Origin of the sequence: Alkalibacter mobilis, from assembly GCF_015594845.1 — a bacterium.
Lineage (GTDB): Bacteria > Bacillota > Clostridia > Eubacteriales > Alkalibacteraceae > Alkalibacter > Alkalibacter mobilis.
The window spans coordinates 16,240-30,590 of the sequence record NZ_JADNRK010000007.1; the positions used below are offsets into that span (position 1 = coordinate 16,240).

The window sequence follows — 14,351 nt, forward strand, 5'->3', positions numbered from 1 at the left end:
ATGTTGGAAAATTTTAAAAGATTCAGAAGTATAAGAAAATATAAAAATCTACCAGTCGATGATGAACTACTTAACAAAGTGATGTCAGCTGCACTGATTTCTCCGTCTTCCAGAAGTAACAGGCCTTGGGAATTTATTGTGGTCAAGGACACTGAAAAATTGAAAGATCTGTCTTTGTCCAAAGCCAGCGGATCTGCATTTATAAAAGAAGCGCCTGTTGCCGTAGTGATCATCGCTGATCCTGCCAGATCCGATGTATGGGTAGAAGATTGTTCCATAGCAGCCTACAATATTCAAGTTTGTGCAAGAAGCTACGGCTTGGGGACTTGTTGGATCCAAACGAGACTGCGAAAGACCAAAGAAGGATCTTCATCTGAAGATAGGGTTAAGGACATTCTAGGCATACCTGAAAAATTTTCAGTAGAATGTATAATAACATTGGGGCATCCAGATGAAATAAAAATCCCATATACGGAAAAAGACATGGATTTTGATAAAATTCATTACGATGCATATTAAAAAGGAGTGCCTGGGGCACTCCTAATTTTCAGACAAAAAAAGCATCCTGTATCCTATCAGCATACTGCCGGTTTCATAAAGGCAGGTATTTCTGAATCTTCGGCGCAGACACTTAGTACAAATTCGAGATTATATTTATCTTCCAGTTTTCTTAATTCAGAAAACAATTCTTCAAGATCATTGATACTTTCAAGGCCTGTGATTCTCAGGACATTATCTATATACACGGTAGTTATATCATAATTTTCTGCAATGAGCCCATTTAAAAAACCAAAGAAAACATCTTTGTTCGTAATGAAAAAATCTTCGACGTTAACGTATCGGATTTGATTGTCCAGCTTAACACGATATTTTTCCCTGTCGTTGATAAAAACGATTTCACCTTCATGTGAAATATTGCTGTCGTTGGCATAATCGATCATTCTTTTAGTCTTTCCGCTTCCCTTTGGACCTGAGACGATTCTAACCATTTTAGACACCTCTTTCGCTTTTCTTTTATTATATAGCTAATTGTGCAGGAATTCAAACAAAGAATTCAATTATATTGTATACATTGCCATCATTATAAAATCAAAAACAAATTTAAACATGGAAAAATAACATATGTTATAATATAATATTTCTAAGACTTGTTAGGAGGGTTGAACTTGAACGAATCTTTTCTTAAGGATTTTAAAAAAGTAATAAACCATCAACTTCAGGAAATGGAAAATCAGGTACAACTTTCTATAGACGACATAAACTGCCCTGTGCGTGAAGATCTTGGGGACAACATAAATCTATTGTATATGAGGATCATCCGCCTCGCCTTAAGAGAAACATACGGAGGCAAGCTGTCTGCATCCATCCTTTATCAGGCCGGAAAGAGCATTGCACTATCTACATTCAACATCAACGAAATCGATGAAATGACCGATTATCTCAATCAACTCATGGTGGGCAAAACTAGATTGGTTGAAAGTTCAGAGACAAAAATGGTATTTGAAGAAGACGAATGCGCCGTATGTTCAGGGATGCCGGATATTGGGGAGGCTTTGTGTTCTTTCGAATGTGGTTTTATCGCAGGTGGGTTAAGCAAAATGTTAAACAAGGATGTTCTTGTCATCGAAACAAAATGTTGGGGTCTGGGCGATAGAGTTTGTAGATTCGAAGCTGAAATAATGCCCAAGGGCACGCTTAAAAATGACGGATTGCAGGTAAACACAGTTGACATGATAGCCACACTTGCATCAAAAGCCTCAATGGCAATAGAACTAAATAAGGAACTACAATATAAAAATGATATATTCAACAAGCAGTTGGAGTTTGCGCAGCACATTCAAAAGAGCATAATTCCAGACACAAGCAAATTCGACTCTGGGGACATAGGAATTTATGCGTATCTAAAGCCCTTTAGGAAGGTGGGAGGAGATTTCTACGATCTTTTCAACCTGGGGGATGGAAAACTGGGAGTTGCCATTGCCGACATGGCCGGCCACGGAATAGATGCTGCAATGATAACGAGCATGGTAAAACTTATACTAAGGCATTGCTCCCTTTCCGAAGGAGTGCTTCTAAGCCCGGAAAGAGTCATGAAATATGTGGAAAGGGATATGAGCGATGTATTGCCGGATGCTTATTTTAGCATGATTTACATGTTGATAGATACCAACAATCGATCTATAACATACAGCAATGCAGGGCACCCCACTCCCATACTGTATAGAAAAAATCAAAATCTGGTTCAGTCACTTAAAGCAAATCTGCCATTGGTTGGACTGCATAAGTATATGCCGGCAGAAAATTTTGTTTCGAATTCTGTCCTTTTCGAACCGGGAGATCAACTCTATCTTTACACTGACGGAATACCTGAAGTAAGAAACATAAAGGGTGATTTTTTCAACATCAACAGAATGATAGACATAATAAAATCTCCGGAGCACGAAACGGTTGAATCCGTATGCAGGGCTATAGTAAAGGCAGCAAAGGATTTCAGGAGCTCAATGTCTCAAGATGACGATATATGTCTGGTGGGAATTCAATTATGACTTTAAGCCGTAAATATTACAGTTATTCCGACTTTTTAAAGCGTCGCTACGGGGAAAAGGTATACAAGATCCCCATTAGTATAAGCGGGACTTGCCCCAACCGGGACGGCAACTTATCTGTTGGAGGATGCACATTTTGCGGCGAAGAAGGAGCGGGGCACGAGACGCTGTCAAGTAGCATACCTGTTTTAAAACAATTTGATCAAAACAGTGAATATATCAAAAGAAAGTACAATGCGAAAAAATTCATACCGTATTTTCAAGATTTCACCAATACGTATATGGATGCCGAAGAATTCAAGGAAAAAATCGTCCAAGCATGTGTTACAGATGTTGTTGGAATTTCAATTTCCACAAGGCCTGACTGCATTGGAATTGAACATCTTCAAGTATTGAAAGAAATAAAGGAAAAGCACAACATCGACATATATATCGAATTGGGACTTCAAAGCGTAAACTACAAGACATTAAAGAAAATAAACCGGGGTCACACCCTGGCGGAATTTATAGATTGTGTCAGGATGATCAAAGAGTTCGAATTTGACATATGCGCACATATGATTTTAAATCTTCCCTGGGACGATATGGAAGATTGTATCGAGGGTGCAAAGATATTATCAGCCTTAAAAGTGGACGGAGTGAAATTGCATGCCCTTTATCTGGAAGAGAAAACAAAAATGGCTCAACAGTTTACGGCTGGTGAATTCAAAATGATTTCACTTGAGGAATATATCGAACGGGTGGGAAAATTTTTGGCATACCTTTCTCCAGATATCGTTATACACAGGCTTATAGGCAGAGCCCCTGAAGAGAATACTCTGTTTGTAAATTGGAACAGAAGCTGGTGGGTCATAAAAGATATGATAGATGCTCACTTGGAAGCTGAGTCGCTTTATCAGGGGAAATATTTTGACTACCTGGGTGGAAAGGCAGTGAGAAACCTGCCTAAGACGGAAATCAAATAAATTCCCAGGATTTAAGTTTGTCATCCTCAATTAAGAATTTAATTATTGAAAGATTTGGTATTTCTATTGCACCGGTTTGAGCCGGTGTTTTTTTTGTCAAACTGTATATCATAAATCTGATTGTAGCTTTATGACTGACTAAAAGGTGATTAATTTGAGTGTTCATCAATTCCTTGAGAAATTTCGAAATTCGAATCTGAGCATCTTCGAACGATTCGCCACCAGGTGGATTTACGTAACCTGTTGTATTATTAATAAAAAGCGGTGAGTAGTTTTTTTTGACTTCCTCCCAAGTCAGACCTTCCCATTTACCAAAAGAAACTTCCCTTAAACTCGGTTCGGATTCTATGGGAAGTTTTCTGTCTGAATTGATTATTTTTGCAGTGTCCCAAGCTCTTTTAAGAGGACTTGTCAGTATTTTTTCTACAGGCAACGATTTTATTTCAAGGATTTTGGATCGGGCTTGAAGTATCCCTTGAGGGCTGAGCGGAATGTCCGTTATTCCTTGAATTTTGTTGTCTTGATTCCAAAGGGTGTGACCGTGTCGCAAAGCGTAAATTTCCACGAAAATCGATCCTTTCATATAAAAATTAAAAATAAGGGACATATTTGTATGCCCCTTACTCAAGTAAATTTAAATTTAGATATTATCTCTTTCCGCTGCATCCCAAAACGTCTTTGATTTTGTGCTGAACCATTTTTTTGATTGCATCTCTTCCCGGTCCCAAATATTTTCTCGGATCGAATTCAGACGGATTCTCAGTGAAGGTCTGTCTGATAGATGCTGTAAGAGCAAGTCTAAGGTCTGTGTCTATGTTGATTTTGCAAACACCCGATTGTGCTGCCTGTCTAAGCATAGCCTCAGGCACACCTTGTGCTCCTGGGATCTTGCCGCCGTACTTGTTGCACAGCTCAACAAATTCCTGCGGAACGCTGCTGGCTCCATGTAGAACTAGTGGGAAGTTTGGAAGCAATTTGCTGATGGTATCCAATCTTTCAAAATCAAGGCTTGGATCACCCTTGAATTTATAAGCACCATGGCTGGTTCCGATTGCTATGGCCAAAGAATCTACTCCAGTCCTCTCGACAAATTCCACTGCTTCGTCAGGATCAGTGTAAGTGGCATCTTTAGCAGCTACTTTGACAGCATCTTCAACACCTGCCAATTTACCCAACTCTGCCTCAACTGTTACACCATGGTCTTTGGCATATTCCACTACCTTTTTTGTCAACGCAATATTCTCTTCAAAAGGATACTTGGAACCGTCGATCATTACGGAAGAAAAACCGTCGTCGATACATGCCTTGCAAATTTCAAAATCTTCACCGTGATCAAGGTGCAATACGATATCAAGACCTGTTTCCTCGATAGCCGCTTCCACTAATTTCTTGAGATAAATTGGACTAGCATATTTTCTTGCGCCTGCAGAAACTTGAAGTATAAGCGGTGCATTCTCTTCCTGGGCAGCAGAAACTATACCTTGGATGATTTCCATGTTGTTGACGTTGAAAGCACCTACGGCGTAGCCGCCTTCATAAGCTTTTTTGAACATTTCGATTGAATTTACTAATGCCATCAGTAAAAACCTCCTATATTTAAATTTATAATTCCAACGATCTTACAGGTTCAGTATACCGTATTCAAGTGCATATTTCTACATAATTTTCTGTAAAGGTTTGCAGGTTGTTGAATGTTGAAAGGCGAATAGTTATACTTAGAATCAACCTGTTTTAAGGAAAGGGTGAGGGTCGTGTTGATCAAAAGAAGATTTGAGTCCCCTGTGGGCAATATAGTTTTAACCGCAAATTCAAATGAACTTTTGTCCATTGAATTTGGTGGAACTGCTTTAAATTTGAATTTTGAAAGCAGTGACGATTTGCTTTTGAAGGAAGTTCAAAAGCAATTGCTAGAATATTTTGAAGGTAGCAGAAGAAAATTCGATATCCCTTTTTCGCTGCCCGGCACGGATTATCAAAAGAAGGTTTACAATGAGCTTTTAAAAATACCGTATGGACAAACAAGGAGTTATGGGGAAATTGCCAGATCCATCGGAAGTCCCAAAGGGTCCCGAGCTGTAGGCGGAGCCAACAACAAAAATTGTTTGCCGATAATAATTCCTTGCCACCGGGTCATTGGTTCCGACGGAAAGCTTGTGGGATATGCTGGAGGACTTCAAATAAAAAAGTGGCTTCTTGATCTTGAGAATACTGGTGTTGACTATTGACTGGATTGTACATATAATAAAGTGTACTTCAGGTCTGTGGTTGAAAATCGATGCCAGTCGCAGGCGAAACGATCCACGTAAGGCAATCCAAAATGTGAATGCCGATCATGGTGCGGCCTAGATGTAAGTCCGTCCAGTCCATGACTGAGAGAGGGAGTTGTGAGGCAACCCCGAGCTAAACCTCCAGACGGCGAGTGTGGGGGCAAAAACCAGGTCAGCTGAAGGAGAACGCAGAAGATATTTCACATGATGAAAGAATTTCTTCTGCGTTTGTTTATTTTGAGAAAACTTGATTTTATCTTTATGTTTTGAATCCATATTCAAGGGTATAATAGAAGAAACTGAATAGAGCAACTACAAACATAAAGCTAAAGGAGTTGTTATTTATGCGTGTAATAGTGTATGGAAAAAACGTGGATTTGACTGAAGGGATGAAAAGTGCTTTGGATAAAAAGCTGTCAAAGCTTGACAAGTACTTTACACCGGAGGTAGAGGCAACAGCAACTATGAGCACACAGAAAGGAAAGCACATTTTGGAAGTGACAATACCGATCAACGGTACAATACTAAGAGCGGAGGAGTCAACCGAAGATATGTATGCATCCATTGATTTGGCTGTAGATAAATTGGAAGGCCAACTAAGGAAACACAAGACCAAACTTGAGAAAAAATTGAAAGACCACTCTACCATCAGGGTCGATTTTTCCAGCTTTACCGAAGAGAAAAAATCTGAAGAGCCCTCAGTGGTAAAAACAAAAAGGTTTCCCATAAAACCCATGTCTGCTGATGAAGCTTCATTGCAAATGGATCTTTTAGGACATAATTTCTTTGTATTTCTTAATAGCGAGAGCGATGAAGTCAACGTGGTCTACAAAAGAAAAGACGGAAACTACGGTTTGATCGAACCAACTGTATAGTCCTGAAATACGAACATTTAAAAATTTGCCCTTCCTCATTTTGAGGGAGGGCTTTTAAAATGTCACGCAGCAAATATTTTTTTAGTTTATCATTCAATTGTGGTATAATTGTCATATTGAAAATTTTATATTTTAAATTGTCGGGGGGATGATTTTCTTGGAAATGCATTCAAGGGTAAACGAAATGGAAGAGCTGATAAACAAGATTCACAGCGTAATAAATTCCAGAGTTGTGATAGGCGGTTCTGACCAGATAATCGAGATACACATACTGGCCAACAGTCAGCGGTCTGCCAAGCAAATCATCAGAGACATCCAGTCGGCCTTGATCACATGTTTTGATATGGCCATCGACCATAAAGTCATAAGCATTGCTCAGGTATACGACGAAGAAGAAAGCATCAATGTTCCCAGATTAACCATAAAATCCGTAGAATTTACTACCGAAGGTCTTGAAGGAAAGGCGAAAGTGATATTGGAATGCAACGGGCAGACCTACGAAGGGCAGTATCAAGGAATTCGCACTTCAAGTCAAATTCATAAAATAGTTGCCCAAAGCACCATAAATGCCGTGGAGGCCTTTGTTCAAGGTATGAGGCGCTTTGTGGTTGAAGAAGTTAAAACTGTAATGATTTCCGGAAAGGAAGTTGTTGTTTCCGCAGTCACTCTGATTCAAAAGAATTCTGAAAGACTGCTGATAGGCAAGTGCGTCGTTGAAAATGATGTTAACAGTGCGATCACAAGATCTGTATTGGATGCGATCAATAGAACACTGGAAATATCTTAATAACTGCCAATAAGACCGGCGTAAAATTAATATCAAAGTTTCATTAGCGGAGCGGATTAAGATTGTTTATTAGCGAAAACAGTCCCATATTATTATCAAACAAATAATAGGGGGGCGTTCACATGAAAGCTAAATTAATCCAAGTACTTATGGTATTGGTTACATTGCTTATGGCTGCAGGAGCAAGCTTCAAAATCGTTTAATATTAAAAGGTAGCAAATGCGCCGGTCTTGTTATAAATATTTTTGGAAGGAATAAACCATGGGATTTTTATTGACGAAGAACACTAAAAAATATTTGAGCCTCTTGATTTTTATCACCGCAGTTGTTTTTTACGTCAGTATAAGCAGATATGATATCGATCTTTCCAAGGATCTGATTATTTTGATCATTTTCACCATAATTGCGGAATCCCTTGTTATATTCACCCCAAATCACGGCGGGGTGACTTTGAGTTTCGGGGTAATTTTGCCTGTGGCCGTTCTTTTTGGTCCAAGCAGCGCAATTCTTTGCGGTGCCCTTGGAAATCTATTGTCCGTATACAAAATGGATGGAAAGTTCAAACATTTATTTAATATAGAATTTTACAAGACGGCAGTAAACACGGCAAATTACATGATCAGTAGCGCTGCTTGTTCATATTTTTACATTATGGTAAACGGCAGCGTAGGGGTCCAAAACATCTACACTTCGATGCTGTATATGATGGCTTCAGCACTTGTTTATGTTGTTGTTAACATTGCCATAACTAATCTTTTTCTATCTTTTATGGTAAATAACAACGTCAAGGAAATCTGGCTTGAAAATTTCAGTGGATTGATCCCGAATGTGCTGGGGGTCAGTGCCGTCAGCATAATCATTACATTGTCATATTTGAATTTTGGCGTAGAATCCATAATAGTACTGTTTTTTCCATACCTTCTCATAAGGTATTCGTTTCAATTGGTATTCGACATGAAGCAGGCATATCTTAATACGATCAAGGCACTGTCTTCCGCTTTGGAAGAAAAAGATCCATACACAAAGGGTCATTCTGAAAGAGTGGAAAAATACTCTGCAATACTGGCAAAGGAATTGAACACAAAAATAGACTTTCAACAGCTGCAATATGCAGCCATATTTCACGATATAGGAAAAATCGGAATCAACGATTCTATCCTGAACAAACCCGGAAAACTCTCAGATGAGGAGTATGAGCAAATAAAGCAACACCCTTCCAAAGGCATGAACATTCTGGGAAATGTAGGTTTCCTAAAAAAGGCAACTAAAATAATAGGCGCCCATCATGAATATTGCGATGGTACCGGTTATCCTCAGGGACTTAAACAAGAAGAAATACCCCTGGAATCAAAAATAATCACAGTAGTGGATATTTTTGATGCAGTAACTACAGACAGACCATACCGAAAAGCAATGACGGACGAGGAAGCCATAGAAATCCTTAGGAGAGAATCCGGCACAAAGCTTGATCCCGCTATAGTGGACAAATTTATAAAACTTCACAACGAAGGCAGGTTGATATAATGATCATAGTGTTGCTATTGTTGGCCATAATAATTGGATATGTCAGAAAAGGCAGGATATCAAACCTTGCAAATTTGAAAATCAGGTTGACGCCATTGATGGTATTGGCATTTTTGATACAAGCTGGAATTTACGCAGGCTACACATATGAGGTAGCTTTTGTTATGGATTATGACATACTTTTGCATTTTATAAGCTATATAATGTTGTTTGCCGCATTAATGAGCAACTTTGAAAACAAATGGTTCATTTTACTTACTACAGGAATGATTTTAAACTTTTTAGTTATATTTTTAAACGGCGGCAAAATGCCTGTTTCAGTAGATGCGGCGGAAGCAATAGGTTTGGGAAGCAGCCTTGACTTGATGTTTCTAAAAAGAGCGGGAACTCACCAGCCTTTGACGGATGGAATGCTCTTAAGCTTTTTGGCGGATGTAATTCCGTTTTCATATCCCGGGATCATGTCCTACTTCAACAATATTTACAGTATCGGAGATTTTGTCATATACCTTGGAGCCATGGGAGTCGTGCAATCAGCCATGCTGATGAAAGAACCTCACGGGTATTCAGATGAACTTGAAGAAGATGACTTGGAGCCAATGCCAAACCCTGAAGATTTTTTCTTCGACAACATAGATGAAGACGATGAAAAAAACCTGGCCGAATTGCGGAAAAAAAGGGAAGAAACCCTTGAACAGGAGACAAGAAAGATTTATTTGGACTTGAAAGATGAAGAAAGTCCTTTTGAAACAGCTTCCGAAAGTGATATTGAGCTCCAGTCAGATTTCACAAATCAAACCGAATCGAATCCATTGAATGTCGGCAATAAAGAATCTGCCACGGAAGAAACTGTAAGTCAACAGACTGAAAGATCTGATGAAAATGAATATGAATTCGAAATAGAAGACAAGGACTACAATATATCCGGCATACTTGGAACCTCGCAGTTGGAAAATCAGATAATTGCCGGTGAAAAGTACGAACTGGATGACTCAAAAGAAAATATTGAAACGTCAACATCACAGGGGGAGACGGTTAAATCAGATATAGAAAAAGAAAAATCCAACAGGAAGTACTACACCAGACCGCTTCATGAGAGAATGATCATAGATTTGGAACCGCGAGGCATTGAGGAATTTACAACTTCAGAGGAAGCCGAAGAAATCGAAACCGATATGGAACCATCGACAATAGAGTACGATACAAAGGACGAAGAGACGACCATTATCGATACACAGCACCAATTTATCATAGTTGATGGAAGGATAATAGAAAATCCAAATTACTATAAAAGAGTACAGAAACCCGCAACAATGGAAGCGATTGAAAAGCCTTTGACGGACGAACTTTTGACTGCTGAAGAAGATATAGAAACCGAAATGGATTCCAGTAATGAAGATAGCTTCGAAATGTTTGAAGAAGACTCGGTTATTGAAACTGAAGAGTTGTCCGGTATTGATGAAAGTGAACCCGAAAAGGAGAGCGGCAATATACTTTTAAGATTGACTGACGATGACAGGATCGAACTAATGAAGAAAATGAAAGAGCGTAAAGAAAAGGGTTATAGCCTTGTACAGGTTAAGGTTGGAGATAAAACCATCAGTTTTTGGAAAAAAGACTTGTAATTACAAGTCTTTTTTGTTGAAATTAAATAGTTGACTCAAAAGCATCTGTTAAGCCAACTGTGTTATAATTAAATCCATGAAATTTATCAAAAAACTTGAGGTGAAAAAATTGTCTATATTAAAAAAGATATTTGGAGACTTGGACGATAAAGAAATAAAAAAATTAATGAAAACAGTACAAAAGATTGAAGACTTGGAGCCGCAAATAGAAATCCTTTCCGATCAGGAATTGAAAAATAAAACCGATGAATTTCGCAATAGGTTGTCAGCCGGCGAAACTGAAGATGATATTCTTGTAGAAGCATTTGCGGTTGTGCGGGAAGCAGCATGGAGGTCCGTAGGAATGAAGCATTTTCCTGTTCAGCTTCTTGGTGGTATCGTATTGCACCAGGGAAGGATCGCTGAAATGAAGACAGGAGAAGGAAAAACTCTGGTTGCTACTCTTCCGGCATATCTGAACGCACTCAAGGGTGAAGGAGTCCACGTTGTTACAGTAAATGACTACCTGGCTAAAAGAGACAGCGAAAATATGGGCAGGGTCTATGAGTTTCTTGGATTGACAGTAGGTTTGGTCGTGCATGGTTTGGATTTTGGAGAAAAGCAAAATGCGTATAATTCGGATATTACATATGGAACCAACAACGAATACGGCTTTGATTACCTTAGGGACAACATGGTAATCAGAATGGAGCAAAGAGTTCAAAGACCCTTGAATTATGCTATAATCGACGAGGTCGACAGTATATTGATAGATGAAGCAAGAACTCCTCTTATTATATCTGGCAGTGGTGACAAGAGTACCAAGTTGTATAATCTCGTTGACAATTTTGTCAAAAAGTTGAAGGCGGAAATAGATTTCACCATCGATGAAAAGGCCAATAGCGTTGTTCTGACCGATGAAGGCGGGTTGGTTAAGACAGAAAAGGCTTTTGGCATTGATAATTTGGCTGATATGGAAAACATGGAGTTATCACATCACATCAATCAGGCTCTTAGAGCAAATTTTTTGATGAAAAGGGATAAGGATTACGTAGTCAATAACGGACAGGTAGTAATTGTAGACGAATTTACCGGCAGATTGATGCCGGGAAGACGTTACAGCAATGGTTTGCACCAAGCAATAGAAGCTAAGGAAAATGTCAAGGTCGAAAGAGAATCTAAAACTCTGGCAACAATAACTTTTCAAAATTATTTCAGGATGTATAAAAAATTGTCTGGGATGACAGGAACGGCAAAAACTGAGGAAGAAGAATTTAAAGCCATATACAATATGGACGTGCTCTCGATACCCACTAATAAACCAATGATAAGAGAAGATATGGTGGATGCAGTATACAAAACTGAAATGGGGAAATTTCAAGCAATAGTTCAGGAAATAAAACGAAGACATGAAATTGGCCAGCCTGTTTTGGTGGGAACAATATCTATTGAAAGATCCGAAGTTTTAAGTAAAATGCTCAAAAAAGAAGGAGTTACACATCAAGTACTCAACGCCAAATACCACGAAAAAGAAGCTGAAATTATCAGCATGGCAGGGCAAAAGGACGCAGTGACCATATCAACGAACATGGCGGGAAGAGGTACGGACATAGTCCTGGGTGAAGGTGTCAAGGAAGTAGGCGGTTTGCACATACTCGGAACCGAAAGGCATGAATCGCGCCGGATCGACAACCAGCTGAGAGGAAGATCGGGAAGACAGGGAGATCCGGGTTCTTCACAATTTTTCATATCTTTGGAAGACGAACTTATGAGATTGTTCGGCTCAGACAAGATAATAGGCCTGGTGGACACTTTGGGATTGCCTGAAGATGTGCCGATAGAAAATAAAATGTTGAGCAAAGGGATCGAAAATGCCCAGAAGAAGGTAGAGGGCAGAAACTTCGACATAAGAAAACATGTTCTTCAGTACGATAACGTAATGAATAAACAGAGGGAGATCATTTACGCTCAAAGAAAAACTGTTCTTGAGGGCGGAGACATCCACGATCAGATCCTTAAGATGTTGGATGGTCTCATTGATGAATCCCTGAATTTATACACCGGTTTCAGCGAGCACTTTGAGGAGTGGGACTTGGATGGATTGAAGGAACATCTCAGACTATTGCTTTCAGACGAATTTGATATCAATTGGGATCGATCGGGACTTAATAGAGATGAAATCAAAAACATGATCAATAAAAAGGCAATGGAGATAATCGACAACAAGGAAGAAGATATCGGCAAGGAGCGCTTTAGAGACTTGGAAAGAGTGGTCATGCTCAGAGTAGTCGACAGAAAATGGATGGACCACATTGACGATATGGAGCAGTTGAAACAAGGGATCGGTCTTAGAGCGTACGGCCAGATAGATCCGGTGGTCGCTTATACAAATGAAGGGTTTGACATGTTTGAAGAAATGACCCACAATATACAGGAAGATACGGTCAAATATCTTTTTAACATGGAGGTAAGAAAAGAACCTGTACAGGAAAAGGCCAACGTACTTGAAAACGTAGTTACAAACAAAGATGAAAGCTTAAAAAGAGATCCTGTCGTTAAAAAAGACAAACCAGGCAGAAATGACCCATGTCCGTGCGGCAGTGGGAAAAAATACAAAAAATGTTGTGGCAGAAATGAATAAAAAATTGAATGACTGAGGTGATTAATGTGTTGGAGTTACAGGAATACAACAAACAAACAGCTGAATTAAAGGAGAATTTAAAAGAAATCGGGGATTCACTTTGACCTCTCAAAATTAGAGAAAGAAGTTGAAGAATTAAGCGAAAAAGTCAATGATGAAAATTTTTGGAATGACCAGGAGAGAGCTCAGTCTATTCTGAAAAAATTGAATTTTATCAAAAACAAGTTGTCCAGACATGCTGATTTTAACGAAAAGGTCGAGCATTGTGAAACCTTGATCGAAATGTTGGGTGAAGGACCTGATGGCGAACTGGAAAAGGAACTTGTTGAAAGCGTAAAAACTCTCTCCAAAGAGTTGGAAGAATATAATCTTGAGGTCCTTCTCAGCGGAGAATACGATGGGAATAGCGCAGTATTGTCACTCCATCCGGGGGCAGGAGGAACCGAATCACAGGATTGGGCTCAGCTTCTCTTGAGAATGTATACAAGATGGGCTGAAAAGAAGAAATACAAAGTCAGGATATTGGAGCTTCAACCAGGGGACGAAGCCGGTATTAAAAGTGCAGCATTGGCCATAGAGGGGCCAAATGCCTATGGATTTCTAAAGAGTGAAAAGGGAGTTCACAGACTGGTAAGAATCTCACCTTTCGACTCTTCAGGAAGAAGGCACACCTCATTTGCGTCTGTTGATATTGCACCGGAAATAGATGACGACGTGGAAATCGACATAAATCAGGAAGATTTAAGGATAGATACATATAGAGCCAGCGGTGCCGGAGGCCAGCACGTTAACACAACGGACTCAGCCATAAGGATTACTCACATTCCTACAGGAATAGTGGTACAGTGTCAAAACGAAAGAAGCCAGCACAAAAACAAGGATATGGCCATGAAAATGCTCTATGGAAAACTGGTTGAACTTAAGGAAAGGGAGCATAAGGAAAAAATAGAGGATCTTCAAGGCGAATACGGACAGATTGCTTGGGGAAATCAAATAAGATCTTACGTTTTCCACCCTTACAATATGGTAAAGGATCACAGGACCGGTGTTGAAATTGGCAATATTCAAAGTGTTATGGACGGAGAGATAGATCCTTTCATAAACGAATATTTAAAAAATCTTTCACTTGGAGGAAATTGACG

At 39.3% G+C, this 14,351-nt stretch carries 13 protein-coding genes; 10 read left to right on the forward strand and 3 right to left on the reverse strand.

Features of this window, described 5'->3' with window-relative positions; translation table 11 throughout:
• Positions 1-519, forward strand: coding sequence for a nitroreductase family protein (locus tag IWB18_RS05460; protein ID WP_195682605.1), 519 nt, complete (start codon positions 1-3; stop codon positions 517-519).
• 56 nt (positions 520-575) lie between these two features.
• On the opposite strand, the gene IWB18_RS05465 is transcribed toward IWB18_RS05460, so the two are convergent.
• Positions 576-989: a hypothetical protein gene (locus IWB18_RS05465; RefSeq protein ID WP_195682606.1), complete on the reverse strand. Its 414-nt coding sequence runs from the start codon at positions 987-989 to the stop codon at positions 576-578.
• 177 nt (positions 990-1,166) lie between these two features.
• Between IWB18_RS05465 and IWB18_RS05470 the strand changes: the two genes are divergently transcribed.
• Both IWB18_RS05470 and IWB18_RS05475 read left to right on the forward strand, forming a co-directional pair.
• Entirely contained in the window at positions 1,167-2,546 is a 1,380-nt protein-coding gene (locus tag IWB18_RS05470) for a DUF2507 domain-containing protein (protein WP_195682607.1), read from the forward strand.
• Entirely contained in the window at positions 2,543-3,511 is a 969-nt protein-coding gene (locus IWB18_RS05475; protein ID WP_195682608.1) for a TIGR01212 family radical SAM protein, read from the forward strand. Before IWB18_RS05470 ends, IWB18_RS05475 begins: the two co-directional genes overlap by 4 nt.
• On the opposite strand, the gene IWB18_RS05480 is transcribed toward IWB18_RS05475, so the two are convergent.
• Both IWB18_RS05480 and fba read right to left on the reverse strand, forming a co-directional pair.
• Positions 3,504-4,094 (reverse strand): histidine phosphatase family protein, encoded by a 591-nt coding sequence (locus tag IWB18_RS05480; protein WP_195682609.1) that lies wholly within the window; start codon positions 4,092-4,094, stop codon positions 3,504-3,506. The genes IWB18_RS05475 and IWB18_RS05480 overlap by 8 nt on opposite strands.
• Before the next feature lie 64 nt (positions 4,095-4,158).
• The gene (fba, locus tag IWB18_RS05485; RefSeq protein ID WP_195682610.1) at positions 4,159-5,088 is read right to left on the reverse strand and encodes a class II fructose-1,6-bisphosphate aldolase; all 930 of its coding nucleotides are present in this window, start codon (positions 5,086-5,088) and stop codon (positions 4,159-4,161) included.
• 177 nt (positions 5,089-5,265) lie between these two features.
• On the opposite strand from fba, the gene IWB18_RS05490 reads away from it, so the two are divergent.
• The 7 genes from IWB18_RS05490 (at position 5,266) to prfB (ending at position 14,349) form a co-directional block, all read left to right on the forward strand.
• A complete protein-coding gene (locus tag IWB18_RS05490) occupies positions 5,266-5,736 on the forward strand; it encodes a methylated-DNA--[protein]-cysteine S-methyltransferase (protein WP_195682611.1) in 471 nt (156 codons plus the stop codon).
• A 386-nt stretch (positions 5,737-6,122) separates the two neighbouring features.
• Positions 6,123-6,653 carry a ribosome hibernation-promoting factor, HPF/YfiA family gene (hpf, locus tag IWB18_RS05495; protein ID WP_195682612.1) on the forward strand — a complete coding sequence of 177 codons (531 nt, stop codon included), beginning with the start codon at positions 6,123-6,125 and terminating at the stop codon, positions 6,651-6,653.
• 157 nt (positions 6,654-6,810) lie between these two features.
• Complete coding sequence (locus tag IWB18_RS05500; RefSeq protein WP_195682613.1) at positions 6,811-7,440, forward strand: hypothetical protein; 630 nt, start codon at positions 6,811-6,813, stop codon at positions 7,438-7,440.
• Between the two features lie 261 nt (positions 7,441-7,701).
• Entirely contained in the window at positions 7,702-8,964 is a 1,263-nt protein-coding gene (locus IWB18_RS05505; RefSeq protein ID WP_195682614.1) for an HD-GYP domain-containing protein, read from the forward strand.
• On the forward strand, positions 8,964-10,589 hold the full coding sequence (locus IWB18_RS05510; RefSeq protein ID WP_195682615.1) for a DUF5317 domain-containing protein: 1,626 nt from the start codon (positions 8,964-8,966) through the stop codon (positions 10,587-10,589). Before IWB18_RS05505 ends, IWB18_RS05510 begins: the two co-directional genes overlap by 1 nt.
• Positions 10,590-10,665: 76 nt before the next feature.
• Positions 10,666-13,209: a preprotein translocase subunit SecA gene (secA, locus tag IWB18_RS05515; RefSeq protein WP_195682616.1), complete on the forward strand. Its 2,544-nt coding sequence runs from the start codon at positions 10,666-10,668 to the stop codon at positions 13,207-13,209.
• Between the two features lie 26 nt (positions 13,210-13,235).
• Positions 13,236-14,349 (forward strand): peptide chain release factor 2 gene (gene prfB / locus IWB18_RS05520; protein ID WP_195682617.1). Its coding sequence is split into 2 segments (ribosomal slippage): positions 13,236-13,310 and positions 13,312-14,349, totalling 1,113 coding nucleotides; the frame shifts between segments, so codons are not numbered across the junction.
• The last annotated feature ends 2 nt before the right edge of the window (positions 14,350-14,351 follow it).

Bases quoted from the DNA above. Each gene is read 5' to 3' on its own strand.
- IWB18_RS05460 (WP_195682605.1), top strand. From the start codon at position 1: ATGTTGGAAAATTTTAAAAGATTCAGAAGTATAAGAAAATATAAAAAT.
- IWB18_RS05465 (WP_195682606.1), bottom strand. From the start codon at position 989: ATGGTTAGAATCGTCTCAGGTCCAAAGGGAAGCGGAAAGACTAAAAGA.
- IWB18_RS05475 (WP_195682608.1), top strand. From the start codon at position 2,543: ATGACTTTAAGCCGTAAATATTACAGTTATTCCGACTTTTTAAAGCGT.
- IWB18_RS05480 (WP_195682609.1), bottom strand. From the start codon at position 4,094: ATGAAAGGATCGATTTTCGTGGAAATTTACGCTTTGCGACACGGTCAC.
- fba (WP_195682610.1), bottom strand. From the start codon at position 5,088: ATGGCATTAGTAAATTCAATCGAAATGTTCAAAAAAGCTTATGAAGGC.
- hpf (WP_195682612.1), top strand. From the start codon at position 6,123: ATGCGTGTAATAGTGTATGGAAAAAACGTGGATTTGACTGAAGGGATG.
- IWB18_RS05505 (WP_195682614.1), top strand. From the start codon at position 7,702: ATGGGATTTTTATTGACGAAGAACACTAAAAAATATTTGAGCCTCTTG.
- IWB18_RS05510 (WP_195682615.1), top strand. From the start codon at position 8,964: ATGATCATAGTGTTGCTATTGTTGGCCATAATAATTGGATATGTCAGA.
- secA (WP_195682616.1), top strand. From the start codon at position 10,666: ATGAAATTTATCAAAAAACTTGAGGTGAAAAAATTGTCTATATTAAAA.